The sequence below is a fragment of the Photobacterium aquae genome (genome assembly GCF_001029445.1).
Classification (GTDB): domain Bacteria; phylum Pseudomonadota; class Gammaproteobacteria; order Enterobacterales; family Vibrionaceae; genus Photobacterium; species Photobacterium aquae.
This window is the reverse complement of record NZ_LDOT01000002.1, coordinates 1-17,749: the sequence shown is the minus strand read 5'-3', so window position 1 is coordinate 17,749 and position 17,749 is coordinate 1. Positions and strand designations below refer to the sequence as shown.

8 protein-coding genes, 1 tRNA gene and 1 pseudogene are annotated in these 17,749 nt (G+C 47.1%); 4 read left to right on the top strand and 6 right to left on the bottom strand.

Going from position 1 to position 17,749, the window contains the following annotated elements:
- Window positions 1-821 precede the first annotated feature (821 nt).
- Complete coding sequence (locus ABT56_RS00875) at window positions 822-2,708, top strand: tetratricopeptide repeat-containing diguanylate cyclase (protein WP_169753869.1); 1,887 nt, start codon at window positions 822-824, stop codon at window positions 2,706-2,708.
- A 165-nt stretch (window positions 2,709-2,873) separates the two neighbouring features.
- A complete protein-coding gene (locus ABT56_RS00870; RefSeq protein ID WP_047876973.1) occupies window positions 2,874-3,755 on the top strand; it encodes a GNAT family N-acetyltransferase in 882 nt (293 codons plus the stop codon).
- 98 nt (window positions 3,756-3,853) lie between these two features.
- Here the strand turns inward: ABT56_RS00870 and ABT56_RS00865 are convergent, their stop codons facing one another.
- The 3 genes and pseudogenes from ABT56_RS00865 to ABT56_RS00855 all read right to left on the bottom strand — a co-directional run bounded on the left by ABT56_RS00865 (window position 3,854) and on the right by ABT56_RS00855 (window position 9,704).
- Entirely contained in the window at window positions 3,854-5,101 is a 1,248-nt protein-coding gene (locus tag ABT56_RS00865; protein WP_047876972.1) for an NADH:ubiquinone reductase (Na(+)-transporting) subunit B, read from the bottom strand.
- A gap of 413 nt (window positions 5,102-5,514) precedes the next feature.
- Window positions 5,515-8,595: pseudogene (locus ABT56_RS00860) on the bottom strand (efflux RND transporter permease subunit); the annotation flags it as partial.
- Complete coding sequence (locus ABT56_RS00855) at window positions 8,595-9,704, bottom strand: efflux RND transporter periplasmic adaptor subunit (protein ID WP_047876971.1); 1,110 nt, start codon at window positions 9,702-9,704, stop codon at window positions 8,595-8,597. The pseudogene ABT56_RS00860 and the gene ABT56_RS00855, both read right to left, overlap by 1 nt.
- Window positions 9,705-9,981: 277 nt before the next feature.
- Here ABT56_RS00855 and deoR point away from each other — a divergent pair, with 277 nt between their 5' ends.
- Window positions 9,982-10,731 carry a DNA-binding transcriptional repressor DeoR gene (gene deoR / locus ABT56_RS00850; RefSeq protein ID WP_047876970.1) on the top strand — a complete coding sequence of 250 codons (750 nt, stop codon included), beginning with the start codon at window positions 9,982-9,984 and terminating at the stop codon, window positions 10,729-10,731.
- A 31-nt stretch (window positions 10,732-10,762) separates the two neighbouring features.
- On the opposite strand, the gene ABT56_RS00845 is transcribed toward deoR, so the two are convergent.
- On the bottom strand, window positions 10,763-13,408 hold the full coding sequence (locus tag ABT56_RS00845; RefSeq protein WP_053062344.1) for an ExeM/NucH family extracellular endonuclease: 2,646 nt from the start codon (window positions 13,406-13,408) through the stop codon (window positions 10,763-10,765).
- 37 nt (window positions 13,409-13,445) lie between these two features.
- Window positions 13,446-14,528, bottom strand: a complete 1,083-nt coding sequence (locus ABT56_RS00840; RefSeq protein WP_047876969.1) for a hypothetical protein — start codon at window positions 14,526-14,528, stop codon at window positions 13,446-13,448.
- 521 nt (window positions 14,529-15,049) lie between these two features.
- On the opposite strand from ABT56_RS00840, the gene ABT56_RS00835 reads away from it, so the two are divergent.
- Window positions 15,050-17,596, top strand: coding sequence for an Ig-like domain-containing protein (locus ABT56_RS00835; RefSeq protein WP_047876968.1), 2,547 nt, complete (start codon window positions 15,050-15,052; stop codon window positions 17,594-17,596).
- A gap of 64 nt (window positions 17,597-17,660) precedes the next feature.
- Here ABT56_RS00835 and ABT56_RS00830 read toward each other — a convergent pair.
- Window positions 17,661-17,736, bottom strand: a tRNA-Val gene (locus ABT56_RS00830).
- Between the last annotated feature and the right edge of the window lie 13 nt (window positions 17,737-17,749).

The following is a 17,749-nucleotide window of genomic DNA, read 5'->3' as shown; positions in this document are numbered from 1 at the left end:
GGAAAAATACATTAATAAATGTGACATTATTCAAATCATAATACTAATTGCTTAATTCGCAGCGTGAATATAGCGTGTCATTTTTAGATTATTATTCTCGGTTTCCATATTAGATTATTGATAATGAAAAACAGGATGACGGGGGCTGTCAGACGTTAGATGGATGCTTGCTAATAGCGAAAATTGTAATGATTTTATCAGGAATCAATGAACTATTTAGATAGCGATTCTATAAAAGTGAATAGAGTTCCACGTGTTTAGAATATAAATAATTCATGGTAGATCACAGTTTTTATTTTAGAGGTGGCCATATGGGGCCTGCAGTTGGAGAGTCGCTGGGTGACAGAAGGTTGTGTGACCAAACCTATACACTCACATCATCGCGGCTGAGTCTCGCCCCACAGGGCTAGAGCGGTCGATGAGAACGCAATAGTGCTGTATTTCTGAGGATGACTCTGGGAAAATAGGAGACTTACTCCTAGCTATACATGCTATCGATAGTGCGATGTTTCGAATGATGGTGGTCTATAACCATGGTAATGCCTGGTTTGATGACTGAAATATAATAGTATAATTATATATATTATTGTTTTAATTATATTAAACCTGTTTATTCTTGCGGATGATAGCCAGAGAGTGTCGTTGTCGATCATTTAGTATTGACAGAATTTATATTGGGAAACGAGTAAGTGCATGGAAGCATATTACATGTAATTAAGAGTAAAATGCTGCTAGCTCGACATAACCGATTTTTGTATTTGTTGATATTTTTTATTTTAAATATCTTTTTTTATTCTAGTGCTAATGCATCTGAGAAAGATATGGCATTTAAGTCACTTTCTTGTAGTGAATATCATGGTAATTCATTAGATCCTGGCACAGATCGTTATTTCAATTTGTATCTTCAGGCACTTAGTGATCCTTTTACAGCGAAGAGGGATATAGTGAATGTCTTGGAGTCACAATCAAATATGCTCTCTGTTGATGAGCAGGCATTAGTATATCTTGCACAGTATTATATACAGATAGGGCAGGGGCGAAATGTTGGCCGTGCTCGCCCGTACCTTGAGAAAATGAAGCAAATAGCCAAGGAACATAAATCAGTGTGGCTATCTGCAGAGATCAAATTTATTGAAGCCTTTGAGTTGATGGATCAACGGGAGTACGCCTTGGCTCAATTTCAACTGGAGAATTTGAAAGAGCAAGCCGAGGAGATGGATTACAATATGTTGCTTGGACGTACGCTGAAATGGTTAGGAAACTTAGATGCCGACCGTTCTGAATATAAAGCTGCTTTGAACAAGTATAACCAGTCGTATGATATTTTTGCTAAGTGTAATAATTATCAACAGTTGGTTAGGGTCATGTCCAATATTGCTTCTGTTTATATTGATATGCAAGAGTGGAATATAGCTCTGCACTACAGTCGCGAGGCATTAGATTTATATAGCAAGTATAAATTGAATAATCCCTATATCGAGTCTTATATTCATATCAATGCGGCGGTTATTGCAAAATATATCGGTAACCGTGAAGAGCGTGAAAAACATATTACAACCGCGATGGCATTGGCCAAGCAGTCGAGTGTGCTCAGGGTAAAAATAGCGGCTTTAGTTAACTTGTCTGCTTATTACCTTGATGTTGGAAAAGAAGATAAGGCGGTGGATGCGGCAAACCAGTGTTTGGTCATAGCAAAGCAGTTTGGTGGGATCAATGGTCATAGTGTCGCGAGCTGTCACGAGAGTCTGTCCGAGGCATATTTGGGTTCCGGGTGGATTGATGGTGCACTTGAGCATGCTGATAAAGCGATGGGGATTTATCAGGAAACGAAGGAAAAGGCTCGTGTCGTATATATGTATGAGTTGATGGCCAAAATCTATGAAGCGAAGCATCTCTATGAAAAGGCACTCCAGTATTATAAGCGCTTTACTGAAGAGGGCCGGGATCTTCTTTTTGATGTGCGTAGTCAGAAGCTTATTGATATCCAAGAAGTATTTGATAATAGCGTAAATGAAAAAGAAATTAAGTTATTGAAAGCAGAAAATGCGCTGGCCCGTGCCAGATTAGCCGAACGTAAGGCGATGGAAAATACGGTTCGTCTTTTGGGGCTGCTTTCTGTTGTCATGCTATATTTTTTGTTTCGGCGCTATAACAAACTGAAGAAAGAACAGGCATGGCTGCTTACATCGAATAAGATGCTGGTTAATCAGTCTACACAAGATCCTCTGACCGGCTTGAATAACCGTCGTTATTTTGAATGGTGGTTATCGTTGCCATTGCAGGAGATATACCCGGATGGACTGACATTGGCGGTTATTGACGTAGACCATTTCAAGAAGATCAATGATCACTTTGGCCATGATACTGGGGATGAGGTATTGAAGATACTGGCGAATAGACTGAGACAGGTTCTTGGTGAAGATGAGCATTTGATCCGCTGGGGAGGGGAAGAGTTTGTCGCCATCCTATCTGGGACTCAATGCGAAGAGCGATTACGGTGTTTTTGCGACGTTATTTGCCGTGATGCTTTTCAATTAGCCAAACGTCCGTTACGGGCAACGATTTCTGTTGGTGGGGTGAGTGTGGCGGATGCCGAGACGTTTAGCGAGAACTGGCGGCTTGTTTTTCGCGAGGCGGATAAAGCGTTGTATCGCGTCAAATCATCCGGGCGTAACAATGTTGATTTTTCATACTATCAAGAGGTGTGACTTTGACCGCAATTAGGCATGAATAGGCCATTTAGGCAGTTAATGCTGCTTGCTACACCTACATAATGTCATGCTTATCACATTATTGTTGTTATCAGTATAGTGTCCGGCATCCCTTTGCTACACTGACCGCACCTCCGTTATGACATGGACAGGGTGAGGTCATTGCGCTTTCAAGTATTTGTAAAAAAAGACGATGGCATATTTCAACAAGAATGCTATTCAAGCTGGGTTGAAGTCCGGCAACAGTTGGAATGCGGACGTTTTATCGGAACCCGTTCTTATAAAGAGAAACTTTGGATCTACGATCAGCAGGCGAGTGAAGGCGAGCCAGATGTTTATAAGATCGATACGATGGGCCAATGGGTCGCCACGAGCCATAGGGCCTGCAAGCAGCTTGATTCATTACGCCTGATATCAGCAAGCCAGCTGGCCTTTGACCCGTTGCTGGTGGACTTCCAATCCCAGCTCGCGGAAACGTTGGCATTGGGGTGCGTTAATTTGATAGCCAAACCACTGGCTGACTATAGTCACTGTGATTTTGGTGAAAGAAAAGATCTTCAAGTGATTGAAAAGCAGGTACTGCCCGCTTTCTTGGGAGGCAAGCGCTCTCATGATGGCGAATATGATCTGGCTTTGCAGCTATATTCCGAGGGAGAAGCTATCGCGGTGGCGACATTCAGTCGTCATTTGGAGGATCACCGGTTTCCGCTAAAGCAAGGCGACCTCTATTATGAATTGTCGCTTCATACGGTGTATGTCATCCCCGAGTATCGAGGATTGGGGATTGCCACGTTGCTGACTCAGGTGATCGTGGAGATTGTGCAAAGAGATTGCGAGAGTTTATATCGTAGTTTGTCCGAATACGGGATCAATTTGAAGATATGGTTTTCGGCTCTGGCCATTTCTCTTGGCGGCGAGGCGCTATGTGATGCCATGAGTGAGGCGATTGTCGACATGAACGATGATTTGGTCGATATTCTGATCGATGACGGCGTTGCAGTTTCTTATAACGAACCGATGATTGCGGTCGATACGGCTTATTGACGTTATCCCTTAAGCAATTTGATACTGTTCAGATAGTCGCCCCAAGCAATGTATTTTGCTTGGGGCGTTCTTTTTTATGACAACAGGCTGGCGAGAGGCTACGGCGAAGCCGCCCGATTTTGGCGGCGTTTTATGTTTCCTCTGGTGACTAGGTTGTCGAATAGCGGGGCAAATAGGTTGGCAAAGAGAATCGCCAGCATGATCCCTTCAGGGTAGGCGGGGTTGACGACCCTGATAAAGACGGTCATGACGCCGATCAGTATTCCGTAAGCCCATTTCCCTTTATTGGTGAAGGCGGCTGAGACGGGGTCTGTAGCCATAAATAACATCCCGAACGCAAAACCGCCAAGTACCAAGTGCCACCAGAATGGCATGGAGAACATTGGGTTGGTCTCAGAGCCGATGACATTCAGCATGGTGGATGTCAGCATCATCCCTACCATTACCCCGGTAACAATTCGCCACGACGCAATTTTCATAAAGATAATGGCGAATCCGCCAAGCAAGAGGAAGGCTGTGGAGACTTCACCAATAGAGCCGGGAATATTGCCGATAAAAGCGTCCATCCAGCTAATGGGTTGCCCCGTAAGGTTGTGTGCCATTGCACTTTGCCCATTTTCAGCCCATTGGCTAAGCGGGGTAGCTCCGCTATAGCCGTCAGCGGCTGTCCATACTTGTGCGCCGGATATTTGGGCTGGGTAGGCAAAGTAGAGAAATGCCCGGCCAGCCAGAGCCGGGTTGAGGAAGTTACGCCCTGTCCCCCCGAAAATTTCCTTGGCGACGACCACACCGAATGTGATCCCTAACGCAGCTTGCCACAGGGGAAGAGTTGGGGGAACGATCAGAGCAAAAAGCATAGAGGAAACGAAAAAGCCTTCATTGATTTCGTGTTTCCTTACCATCGCAAAGAGCACCTCCCAGAAGCCCCCCACAATAAATACGGTAAGGTAGATGGGTAGGAAGTACGTTGCCCCTAGTAACATTTTACTGCCCCAGCCTGCATCTTCAGCCAGGCTTCCACCTAGAGTTAAGACCGTACTGTAGCGCCAGTTCTCACTCGCTAATTGATTGATTTGAGAAATATCATAAAGTGAATGAAGGGCGGGGATAGCTTGATGGCCAACATTGTACATACCCCAAAAAAGCGCCGGAAAGACAGCCAGCCATACCATGATCATGATACGTTTCAGATCAATACTATCGCGGACATGGGTATGGGTGCGGGTTACTTGGCCGGGTGTATAGAGCAAGGTTGCGATGGCTTCGTAGAGTGCGTGCCATTTTTGGTATTTTCCGCCAGGTTCGAAGGCGGGTTCCAACTTTTCCAGTGTCGATTTTAAACTCATGCTTGTGCCCTCACGATCGCATGGATACCTACTGGCAACAGTGTGCGCCAATATGCTTGGTGACGGCTGAGTGGTTGTACGTTAAATATAGTCGATATGAGCGAGCGATGGAGTACCTCTCCCCAAAAACCGCAAGTATTTATTTGGTCTCTTTTAATGGGGCTCATTTAGGGAGAGGGAAGGGTTGGAGTATGGAAGTTCGGTCAAGGCTTATGTTCAGAATCGGAGGAGGAAACAGTATCATCGGGCTGGTTACCCATGACTCTGGCTATCTCTTTGCGTGCGACTACGGCAGGATCGTCGGGGTGTGCGCCATAATCGCTGTTGTAGTTTGACCAATATTCACGCTGTATGTCGGAGATATTATCGTGATTATCAAATCGTGGCTTTTGTTGAGGGATCTCCGGTTGATAAGATATTTTGTCGCGACCTAGCATCAGCAGGCAAGGAGTAAGGATCAGTGTTAATAATGTGGCAAATGCCAAGCCACCAGCTACAGCTGTTGCTAGTTGGGACCACCACTGGGTGCTTGGCGCACCAAACTCGACGTTGCGGTTGATTAAGTCAACGTTCATTTCCAGAACCATCGGCATGAGCCCGAGGATTGTTGTGATGGTTGTGAGCATCACGGGTCGCAGTCGTTGCGCGCCGGTGTGCATAATTGCCGTTATTTTGTCTAAACCATTTTGGCGGAGCTGGTTATAGGTATCGATTAACACGATATTGTTATTAACCACAATACCGGCAAGCGAAATGACGCCAATACCAGACATGATGATGCCGAATGGGCGTTGGAAAATTAACAGGCCGAGAAACACCCCAACTGTAGAGAACAGCACCGCACTCAATATTAACAATGCCTGATAAAAACTGTTGAACTGAGTAATAAGGATCAGCCCCATTACTGCCAATGCCACGAGAAATGCCAGCTGGAGGAAAGCCGAGGATTTGTTTTGATCTTCATTTTGCCCCCTTACTTTGACATTGATGCCATCGGCAAAATCCAAGTTAGCAATAGCATTTTCGACAATGGGCAGTTGGAGACTAAGGTTATACCCCGTTGCCATATCAGCCATAACTTCAAGAACACGTTTGCCGTTGATTCTGTTGATGGTGTCCTGTTTGGGGGAGGGCGTGATACTGGCGAAATTGGTGATTGGCACCATGCCATAGAGTGTTTTCACGCGTAGTTCGTCAAAACGGCCGATATCACGTTTGTCTTCTGGGTAACGAACCAGAATGTCCACTTCGTCATCGGTATCGTCAGGTAGGAAATCACCGATTTTCAAACCGTTGGTAACGAACTGGACGGTATTTCCTACCAAGGTGGCATCACCGCCGAATCGTGCTGCGTCGTCACGGTTAATATTGATTTTCCAATCAATTCCTTGCTTGTTAGCTGAGTCTGAAATATTGGTAAACGCCGCTTGGCTTTCCATCCATGCCCGAAGTTTATCTACGGCATCATTCATATCCGAACTGCTTTTGCCTGATATTTCAATAATGAGATCGTGTTCGCTAGGGGGGCCAGCATTGGGGGCTTTGAACTCCAGTTCAACACCGGCAATATCAGCGGTCTTTTCCCGCATTTGAGCGATGATCTCTTTGACGGGTTGCCGCTCTTGCCAATCTAGCGGGTTAATTTGTATTTGGCCGATTTGATCGTCTCCGCCAGTCCGGGTGTAAACGCTTTTGATCCCCGGAGTGTCTATAACCCGTTGTTCGATCTCTTGCATCAGTTGGTCTTTTTCATAAATAGACAAGTCACCGTGTGAGCGCGCTTTGATCGTAAATTGTGGGGGATCAACGTCCGGGAAAAATACGACCCCAAGGCCGGCTTGGGCATAGGCAAAAGCCACGAAAACCGAAAAGATCAGAGCGGCAAAAAGGATTTTGAGTGGGTGTTTGATTGCGCCCGCCAAACTGGCAAGATAAATCTTGGTTATCCCGTTGGTCTGGCTAAAGTCGCCTTTTTCCAGCGCGGTTATCTGGGCTTTCTTTTTATCTGTGAGGTATTGGGGTTTGCCTATAACGCTGCCAAGGACAGGTACAAATATTAGCGCCATAATTAACGATGCTGAGAGGGTCGCAATAAGGGTTAAGGGCAGGTATCGCATGAATTCGCCCGTGGTATCAGGCCAGAATAACATTGGGGCGAAGGCAGCAAGGGTGGTAGCTGTAGAGGCCGTTATGGGGCAAGCCATCCGTTTGGCTGCTTCTTGGTAAGCCCGTTTGCGTTCGATGCCTTCTTGCATTTTCCTATCGGCATATTCGGTAACGACGATGGCCCCGTCAACCAACATACCGACAGCCATGATCAGCGCGAAAAGCACGATCATGTTTATCGTTATCCCGCCGACGGCCAGCATTAACAGGCCGGTAAGAAAAGCGCCGGGTATCGATACGCCGACCAGAAAGGCTGTACGTGTGCCGAGTATGGCCAATATCACGATAACAACTAAAATCACGGCTGACAGAATATTATTCTGCAGGTCGTTGAGCATGGTGTTGACATCTTTTGATTCGTCCCAGGTGTATTCAACCAGCAGGTTGGCGGGCCATTGGTTGAGTTTCTGGGCTTCGGCAACCACTTTTTTCACGATATCGACGGTTTCAATAATGTTTTCGCCAGCTCGTTTTTTGATATCGAGTACGACCGCTGTTTCACCGTTGAGCCGAGCAAAAGAGTCGGGATCACGGTAAGCCCTTCGGATTGTTGCAACATCACCGAAAGTGACCACCGTGCTGCCTTCTACTTTAATCGGAAGCTCAAGAATATCTTTGAGCGATTCGAAAACAGACGGCACTTTAACGGAAAAACGCCCATAACCTGTATCGATAAACCCTGCTGCAACAACCCGGTTATTGCGGGCGACCAAATTGAACACATCCTGTTGGTCGAGACCATAGCTTTCCATAAGGAGCGGCTCGACGATAACCTCGACGACATCGGTACGGTCGCCGGCAATATCAACTTCCAGGATTTGTTTGAAGGCTTCGAGCTGGTCTTTGAGTTCACGGGCAATTTGAATCGTTGTGCGTTCAGGGACTGTACCGTAGAGCACCATCGAAAGGACAGGTGAGACACTGGCCAGAGAGACCTCATTGACGGTTGGTTCGTCTGAGTCTTCGGGCAAACGGCTTTTGGCTAAATCGACGGCTTCTCTGACATCGGTAAGGGCAATATTGATATCCGAACCCGCATTGAACTCAAGCGTCACCGAGGCGTGTCCTTCGGATGCTGTTGACGTCATTTCTTTTACGTTTTCTATCGACCGCAGTTCTTTTTCAAGCGGACGGACGAGCAAACGTTCGGCATCACTGGGGCTGATGCCCTGATGGCTGACAGATACATAAATAATAGGAATCGTAATATCGGGGTTCGATTCTTTTGGGATTAACTTGTAGGTGATAAGTCCTGCAGCGAGAATGAGCACCAACAATGTCAGTATGGTACGAGAGCGATGGATTGCGGCATCAATTAAGGCAAACATTATTGCTCCTCATCAAGCCGTACAGGAATAACGGTATCGCCATTGCGGACAAATCCTTGGCCGACCGTGATCACTTCAACCTTGTCATTGGTTCCGCCCAGCCATACACCATCAGGTTCGACTTTGACGATAGAGATGGGGATGAACTTGACCTTGTCTGCATTATCAAGCGTTTTGATGCCGAGGTTGCCTAGTTCGTCCAGGGCGAGCATCGAGGGGGTTATTTTGATGGCGGGCTCGGTCGCCAATATGAGATCAAGGTTGGCGCTTGTCCCTGCGGGTAAGGTCATGTCGGGGTTATTGATTTCAACTTCAATGGGGTAGGTGTTGGTAGCGGGGTCTGCGACTGAGCCACGGAAGGTCAGCTTACCCGTGGTCTTAAACCCTGTGACCAAATCTATATTTGCAGGTTGGTCTTGGTATACCTTACCAATATGGCGTTCGCTGACATCTGCTGCAATCACCAAGGGGTCAAGATCGACAACGGAGAGTATCGGGTCGCCGATGCCTAGATAATCCCCTTTTTCGACATGAAGTGTATCAATAATACCATCGAAGGGGGCGTTGATTACCGTGTTGTCGAGGGCTATTTGTAGACTTCTAACCGAGGCTTTGGCTTCAATCAGAGCAGCTTCTGCCCGAGTGAAAGCGACTTCGCCTTGGAGGCCTTTTTTCTTGAGTGATTTAGCTGCGTTGAATTCTTGGTTTCTTACTTTCAGAAGAGCATTTGCTCGGGCTAGCTGTAGCTCTCTATCTGCTTTATCCAGTTGGATCAACGGCATCCCTGCTTTGACATGTTGTCCTTTTTTAATCAAGAGACTCTCAACTTTGCCTGCGACTTCTGCCCCTAGGGTTGTCGTTCTACTCGGGGCTGTTCGCCCATAGAGTGAAATGGTGCGGGTAATTGGTTGGGTGGTAAATGAGGTAACGACAACTTTGGCTAATGGGGGAGTGTTGGGAGCGAGATCTTGAGAAGGGGTGTCGGTATTGTCATTTATTGAAGGATCGGGTTTGGATATGCCACTGAGCAGCCAGAGCCCGATGGCAATAAATATTATTACCGATAGAATCCACGGTCTGCGCGAAAAAGGGTTTTTGAATTTAACCATTACCACGATCCTTGTGACAGTTAATCACTGAATATATATGGTGAGTGTAACAGTGTTGAAAATGGATGTTAACACATGATTGTCTTAAGGTTTTTTGTCATGACATCTATCGTTAAATTATAGTGGTGCTTTGTCTATATGTTTCAAGACCATACGTACTACTATATATCTTTGATTATTCGAATGATTAATATCACAGAGATTGTCGAACAAAAGCCGTTGCGAATGGGCTTAGTTTATAATTGATTGTTGTATTAGCCATTTCGATAGGATTTCGATGACGGAAACGAAACAAGAAAAACGCCTTAGACAATTGGTAGAATTGATGCAGGGAATTGATAAAGTGCATCTTCGTCAGGCTGCCGATTCCCTGGAAGTGTCAGAGATGACATTACGGCGTGATTTATATTCCCCGCATCCGACGTTGGCTGTTATTGGTGGCTATATCATTAATAAGCAGTCGCGTAATGATACTGAATATGAGCTGTATGTTCAGAGTGAGAATAACGTTAGGGAGAAGAGTTTCATAGGTAAGCAAGCCGCGAAGCTGGTTAAGCCTAATGATACGGTTTTTTTTGATAACGGCACCACGATAGTCCATATCATTCATGCTATTCCTGATGATATGCCGTTTACAGGGGTGTGTTTTTCTTTGAATGTGTTGACGGCATTGAGAAATAAAAGTAACTGCCAAGCGATATTATGCGGCGGTCAGTTTGAGCCAAGAACTAACCATTTTTATCCGCTGTCGGCACAAACAGATTTAGACCACATTCGCTTTGACCTGATGTTTTGTTCTGCTGCTGGAGTTGATGCAATACAGGGCCTAACATGCCATGAATTAACTGAATTACCATATAAACATCGCGCCTTGCGGCAATCGCGGCATCGAGTTCTTGTGGTTGATAGCAGTAAATTGGGGCGTGTAAGGCGGGCGGCAATATGTGGATTGGAAGGGGTGGATGATGTGCTTTGTGATGAAGAACTACCGCAAGAGTGGTATGCGCTAATCGGTAGGAAAAAATAACAGCCACCGCCCTTGGGCGGTGGCTGTTTGTTTACTTACGGTTTCGACGAATGAACCCCAAACCTAGTAGGGAAAGGAGTCCCCATAGGCCGGTAGAGCCGCCGCTGCCATCATACGGTGGAACGGTAACTTCTGTTTTCACACCGTCGCGTTTTTGGACTGTAACATCCATTTTCACCACAGAATCACTGAACATGGTTGTTGCTTTTACTGATGTATCGGCTTGGGTCAGTGACATCTTGACGGTGTAACGGCCTTCAGGAATACCGTTTACATCGAAGAATACGGTCTGGGTGCCGTCTTTTTCCAACGTGACTTTCGGCAGTGCGATCTGGCTTAGGTCTTCAGGCATCGGCGAGAATTGGATCGAGGCGATGTCGCCTTTTTTCGCACCGGCGAACGTGATTGGGTAGGCGACTTCAAATCGGTTGCTCTTTGATGAGAGCAGTACGCGGTTGCCGTCTGTTTCACCGTAGCCATAGTTCAGAGCGATGATTGCAGAATCATGGTCGGAAGAACGGTACGCGGTTTCAGCATAGAATGGGTTGTTGCCCCAAACCGTGTCTTTGTACTTGTTGCTGTAGTCAAACAGTGGTGATTCTGCCGCATTGATATGCCAGTCACCGGCATCAAGAAGGCGTGATTTCAGCGATGGGGTGATCAGCATATGGTCCAGCGAGCCGATTTCATCATTATATGAATAGCTCCAGCTAGACTGTTGCTTTTCAGCATCTTTCAAGCTAACGGCATTGATATAGCCGAATGATTGGGTGATTTCCGCACCACTTGACCCAAATTGTTGCTTCTTGCCGATAAAGGTATCGCGTGCCGCACGGATAGTTTTGTTTTCAGGCAATGTCGCTGGGATGTCGGTCAACACCAGCATAGGGTCTTCTTGCGCATAAGAGTTGAAGTCGCCCATCAGCACTTGGTCACCGCCAACTTTGCCCATTTGCTCGCCAAGTTGAACGGCAGCGGCAACGCGGAAGTTTTCGCATGAACCTTGGAAATCAAGATCTTTTACACGGTCTTTAACTGGGTCAAAACCTTTCCACTCTTCCCAGCCTTGCCAGTCTTCCCAACAGGTTGAGCCTTTTGATTTGAAGTGGTTAACCGCAACAGAGAGTGATTTACCTGTATTGTTAAGGCGGAAGGTTGCCATAACGGTATTACGTTGGTAGTTCTTGCCGCTTTCTCGCACTTCCCCTTTGTTGTCGACAATGGCGGCGCCGCTCTCATCGGTAATTGTTGGCGCGTCTTGGCGCGGCATTTCGATGATGCGCGATGATTCTAGAGATACTTTGCTTGGACGGTAGAGCATGCCTGAAGTAATAGCATCGCCGCCAATGCTGTCGTGCTCATTGATGACGACATCGCCATTGGAGTCAAAGCCGACGAAGACATAACGGTTGTGAATTGAACGCTCCTTGTTACGGTCAGCGTAGTCTTCGTCGTAGTATTCGCTGTTGATTGCGTTCAGAAGCTGTTTGATTGCACCGAAATCGCCAAAACCGTTATTTTCAATTTCCATCAAGCCGATGATGTCAGCGTTCAGGCCGTAGATCGCTTTGACGATCTTGGCTTGCTGCTGTTCGAACTCAATTTGGCTTTCTGCACCACGGTTGTCGCCGTGCTGGTTGGCCGAGCCACCATAAGGTGAGTTGAAGTAGTTCAGCACGTTCTGGGTAGCCAGGCGAATGGCAAAATGACCATCGGCCGCCTTGTCGTTTAGTGCTGGTGATTTGGTTCGATCGGTATTGTGAATGACGTTAGAATCATCGATCTGGTTGGTTGGGATAAAACGGTATTCACCATACGAGTAGTGAATCACACCTTCTAGGCCGATAATGCTGTCATTAATTCGAATATAGTTGTTTTGTGGATCTGTCTTAAATGCCGGGTAGTAAGGGATCTCACCGTTATCTGGCTTGTTATCGCTTTCAACAACCAAACGGTAATTAGCATTTTGCTTGGATTGGGCCAAAGAGGCTTCACTGCCGGCAATATGCTCTTGGTTTGGTTGCATATTAGGGCGCTTGTACGCCAATACCATGTTATTACGACGTGCGGCGTAATCGTAGCTGAACGTACGGGCTACGCGCATGCTTTCGCTGACTGTCGGTGTTGCTGGGTCAATATCGGCAGGCAGGGCAACAAGCATACCTTCATGGCGCTCTAGGGTCAGATCAAAGTTGTCGCCATCGGTTGCGATTTTGTGTAGTGGTGTTGCAGCAGGTGTGCCGACGTGAGCGCCAATCTCAATATTGTCAGCCATCAGTAGAGTCAGACCGTAATCTTCTTTGATTTTACCGGTAACCGTGACTTCTTTACCAACGAGATCGGCAGCTGGCTTATCATTTGTTTTGATGAACAGGCCATCAGATGTTTTCTCGTTGCCGTCGGCATCATGAATATAGAAGCCCTTAACCAAACTGGTGGTGACAGCGGTCACTACACCGCTGACACGGTAGCTTTCAGATGATAGGTATTCCCCGTTGGCCAGTAGCGGCGAGCGGAATCCTTCGCCTTGGATTTGGCCTACCGTGGTATCAATAATGGATGCAGATACGACAGCATCGTTATTGTTAGAAGCGAGGGTATCGGTAGTGCCCGCCATGACAGGGGCTGACAAGGCGGCCGCGATAGCAACGGCCACCAGAGAAAGTGTGTTATTCATTCTATATCCTTAAATCTAAATAAGTTCTTCTGGTGGTTTAGAAGTAAACGCGAGAGTAGACGTAGAAATCTTGGGCCGCTTCGCCAATACTGCCTTCGACGGCGATTACCGATGAGCGGGTTGGCTTGTAGTTAATGCCTAATGTTCCCCATGTGCGGCTGCTGCCCCATTCAGTATCTTTCTCATCCCAGAATTCACTTTCGCTATCCCAGTGCTCGTAGGCTTCGTAGTTTGCTGAGCCAACAATTTCCCACTGCGGAGTCAGTGCGTACTTGGCAGAAAGCAAGGCGCCTTCATGTTCAAGAGTTTGGTAATTGTTATAGACGTATTGTTTGTTGTTCGGGTCAGTCACATCAACAGTTGTTTTATCTTGGGCAATATCTTCGTGCTCAAGGAAACCGTTGAAACCAAGAGTTAGTTGATCCGTCACAGCCAGGCGCATACCTAGCCCCAATAGGCGTTGTTCACCGTATTTAGATTCACCTTCCGAGCCGCTACGGCCTTCCAGACCTACAACAACGGAGAAACGCTTGCCGAAGTAGCCGGTGTAGCCGTTGACGATGTTACCCAGTACGGCACCAGAACTTGACTGTGTATCGTAGCTGTAAGAAACACCAGCTTTGAAATCACCATAGCGGCCTTCGTACTTGACGGTACCATCTTGGTCGCCAGCCTCTCCGGTTTCTACGGTTGTGTCGAAGGTGAAGTCACCGTATTTGTCATAGTCGTCAAAGGCCGTGTCGGTTAAGCCGACTTCAACATAATGGTGATCGTTGAACTCATAGCCAAGATAGACTTTATCGATGCTCAGGACCATATCCCCAGAGCCGTATTTCCAGTTTTCGCGTTCGTAGTCAAGCTCCAAACGGTAAAGCAAACCACCGTTGCGGCCTTTTACACCCATCGTCGCAAAAGAGTCGTCAATGTAGTATTGGTCTTTGTAGAACTCGCCTGAGTTGTAATTTGCACCGAAATGGCCACCGACACCGACCTCACCGTAGAGATCGAGGTAGTCACCATTTTCATGTTTGTAAACGGAAGCGGCGTGTGCTGCGGGAGCAAGTAAAAGGGCTGCTACGAGAGAAGCTAAAACTGTTTTGTTAGGAGTTGCAACGTCCATTATGCGACCTTTGTTAGTATTGAAACATACTGATGTAGATTTGTTCAAATGGTCACATTTAAGAGCTTATATGAGCAAATATTGTCTTTTACTAATGAGACACCTATCAATTATCGAGGGGGCTACTCGTTAAAAATGTGAAATATCAAAGATGTCATGGGTTACAAGTGACCCAATGTTAGAATCGAAACAAAGCATTTGAGTGAACAGCTGTGCGCTGAATAGCGTTATTTCGTGGTGCGCAGTGTGTATCAATGGGGGATGTTTGATGACTTCTTCGGTGAGAGTCGAAGAGGAAGGATCCTGCAATGAGGGGCGTAAAAAGTGATAGCAATACCACTCGTAATGAATAGAAAGTAACAGCGGGATGAACATTGCGAAGCTCTATTAAGACTTTATAGATACAGCTGTGATTTTATGGCTGCTTTGAGAATTATTGCTCATGATATCAGTTGGATATTTTGCCGAGAGAAAAAAGCAAAAATCCTCTGTACTTTTACCTATGAGTAAGGAAATTCATGATGCATAAAATCTTTTTGCGATCAGCGATAGCGCTAAGTATTGCTTATGCGTATCCGGCGTTGGCTGTTGATTGCTCGTCATTACCGCAATGGCAAGGTGATGCAGTTTATAACACCGGTTCTAAAGTCCAACAGAATGGCGAGGCATTTAAGGCGAACTGGTGGACAACGGGCAATGCGCCAGAAGCACATTCAGGCCAATGGCAAGAGTGGGAGAGACTTGGCGTATGTGATACCGCTGGTGGCAATGAACCTCCTGCAGTTACGGTTACCTCTCCGTTGAATAATGCCCAGTTTAATGATGGTGATGTGATTACGCTTTCGGCTCAGGCTACGGATAGCGATGGCACAGTTGCCGATGTCGAATTTTTTGTCGACGGTGTGAGCGAAGGGGTGGTGACAAAGACTCCGTATCAAATCTCGTGGACGGCTGTCGCTGGTCAACACACGATCAAAGCGGTTGTTACCGATAATCAAGGTGCGGCAAGCCAGAATAGCGTCGTTGTAAAAGTGGTAGCTGCTGGTGGGGCGCTTCCTCCGGTGGTGGATCTGGTATACCCAACCGCGACCGCTCAACTTAAAGAAGGCGATCAAGTCACATTGAAGGCCGATGCCTCAGACAAAGACGGCAACGTGGCATTGGTGGAATTCTATGTTGATAATACCTTGGTCGGTACGGACGATACCGCCCCTTATACAAGTCAATGGCTTGCAGCTGAAGGCAACCATACCTTCAAAGTAAAAGCCAAAGATAATGACAATCTTGAAGTCTGGTCTCAGGAAGTGAGCGTTGCCGTTACGGGGGCTTCTGTTGGTGGCGGTTGTGCCGGTGTTCCACAGTATGTAGCCGGTACGAAATATGGTGTCGGTGACATTGTTCAAAACGGTAATTACAAATATGAGTGTGACGTGGCCGGTTGGTGTTCGTCTGATGCAGCCTGGGCTTATGAGCCTAATACGGGATTGTATTGGAGCGATGCATGGACCGAATTGGGTATTTGCGCCATTGTTCCCGTAGTTAACTTCACGTCGCCAGCTGATAATGCCACGGTTCTGGCTGGTGAGACTGTTGCTTTGGCTGTCAATGCTACTGATGCCGACGGTTCGATTGCTGGGGTCGAATTCTTTGCCTCTGGGCAGAGTTTGGGGACGGATACTCAGGCACCGTACAGTATGAACTGGTTGGCTGCTGGGGCAGGCTCTGTAAGCCTAACTGCGGTTGCGACTGACAATGAAGGCAATACCGGTGATGCTGGTGTCTTGGTCAAAGTGAGCGATCAGCCACTTGTTGCTTCGCTAACATCACCGTCAAGTGGTACGACGGTCGGTTTAGGTAAGGCGGTTACTCTGGCAGCCGAAGCTTCGTCGTTGAACGGCAGTGTCAGCAAAGTTGATTTCTTGGTCAATGGTGCGGTACAGGCTACCGATACGACAGCGCCATATAGTGTCAGCTGGACGCCGGGTGCTGTGGGCAGCTATACCGTTTCTGCGATGGCAACTGACAGCAGCGGTTTGACGGCAACGACAGCCGGGGCGACTGTTAAGGTATTCGAGCAATCGGCAGTGAAGCACAAATTGATTGGTTACTGGCATAACTTTGTCAATGGTGCTGGATGCCCGATCAACTTGAGCGAAATGTCCAAAGCATGGGACATCATTGATATTGCGTTTGCAGAAAATGACCGTAATAGTGATGGTACGGTACATTTCAACCTGTACAGCGGTGATATCTACAGCGACTGTCCGGCGTTGGATCCTCAGACGTTCAAGCAAGATATGGCTGCGCTTCAAGCAGAAGGCAAAGTGTTCGTTCTGTCTCTGGGCGGTGCGGAAGGTACAATCACGCTAAATACCGATACGGATGAAGCGAACTTTGTAAGCAGCTTGACGGATATCGTGAAAGAGTGGGGCTTCGATGGGTTGGATATCGACCTTGAGAGCGGTTCAAACTTATTGCACGGCACTCAGATCCAAGCTCGTTTGCCGCGAGCCCTGAAGAAGATTGAAGCGAACATGGGCGGGGACATGTACCTGACTATGGCTCCTGAGCACCCTTATGTACACGGTGGTATGATTGCCTACAGCGGCATTTGGGGGGCGTACATTCCGTTGATTGACGAGCTGCGCGATACATTGGATCTGTTACACGTACAGCTATATAACAACGGGGGCTTGCCTAACCCATACCTGCCAGGTTCTGCTCCGGAAGGATCTGTGGATATGATGGTTGCTCAATCGAAAATGCTGATCGAGGGCTTTGAGCTTGCAAATGGCCAGCGCTTCGCACCATTGCGTGATGATCAGGTTGCGATTGGTTTGCCTTCAGGCCCTAGCTCTGCTAACTCTGGACAGGCTCCAACTCAGAATATTTTGGATGCATTGGACTGCCTGACAAAAGGGACGAAGTGTGGGGCGGTAAAACCGGCGTTTAATTACCCGAATTACGGTGGGGTAATGACTTGGTCTATCAACTGGGATAAGCATGACGGTTATAACTTCTCTGGTCCAGTTGGGGACAAGTTGAAGGCGATGAATGCTGGCCAGTAATATTGGTCGATAACAAAAAAGCCTGCACTAAGTGCAGGCTTTTTTATTTCTTTTCAGAAGAAAATGGTGGGCGATACCGGGCTCGAACCAGTGACCCCCTGCTTGTAAGGCAGGTGCTCTCCCAACTGAGCTAATCGCCCTAAAACCGTCACG

Coding starts and splice junctions, on each gene's coding strand:
- ABT56_RS00875 (WP_169753869.1), top strand. CDS start 822: ATGGCATTTAAGTCACTTTCTTGTAGTGAATATCATGGTAATTCATTA.
- ABT56_RS00865 (WP_047876972.1), bottom strand. CDS start 5,101: ATGAGTTTAAAATCGACACTGGAAAAGTTGGAACCCGCCTTCGAACCT.
- ABT56_RS00855 (WP_047876971.1), bottom strand. CDS start 9,704: ATGGTTAAATTCAAAAACCCTTTTTCGCGCAGACCGTGGATTCTATCG.
- deoR (WP_047876970.1), top strand. CDS start 9,982: ATGACGGAAACGAAACAAGAAAAACGCCTTAGACAATTGGTAGAATTG.
- ABT56_RS00845 (WP_053062344.1), bottom strand. CDS start 13,408: ATGAATAACACACTTTCTCTGGTGGCCGTTGCTATCGCGGCCGCCTTG.
- ABT56_RS00840 (WP_047876969.1), bottom strand. CDS start 14,528: ATGGACGTTGCAACTCCTAACAAAACAGTTTTAGCTTCTCTCGTAGCA.
- ABT56_RS00835 (WP_047876968.1), top strand. CDS start 15,050: ATGCATAAAATCTTTTTGCGATCAGCGATAGCGCTAAGTATTGCTTAT.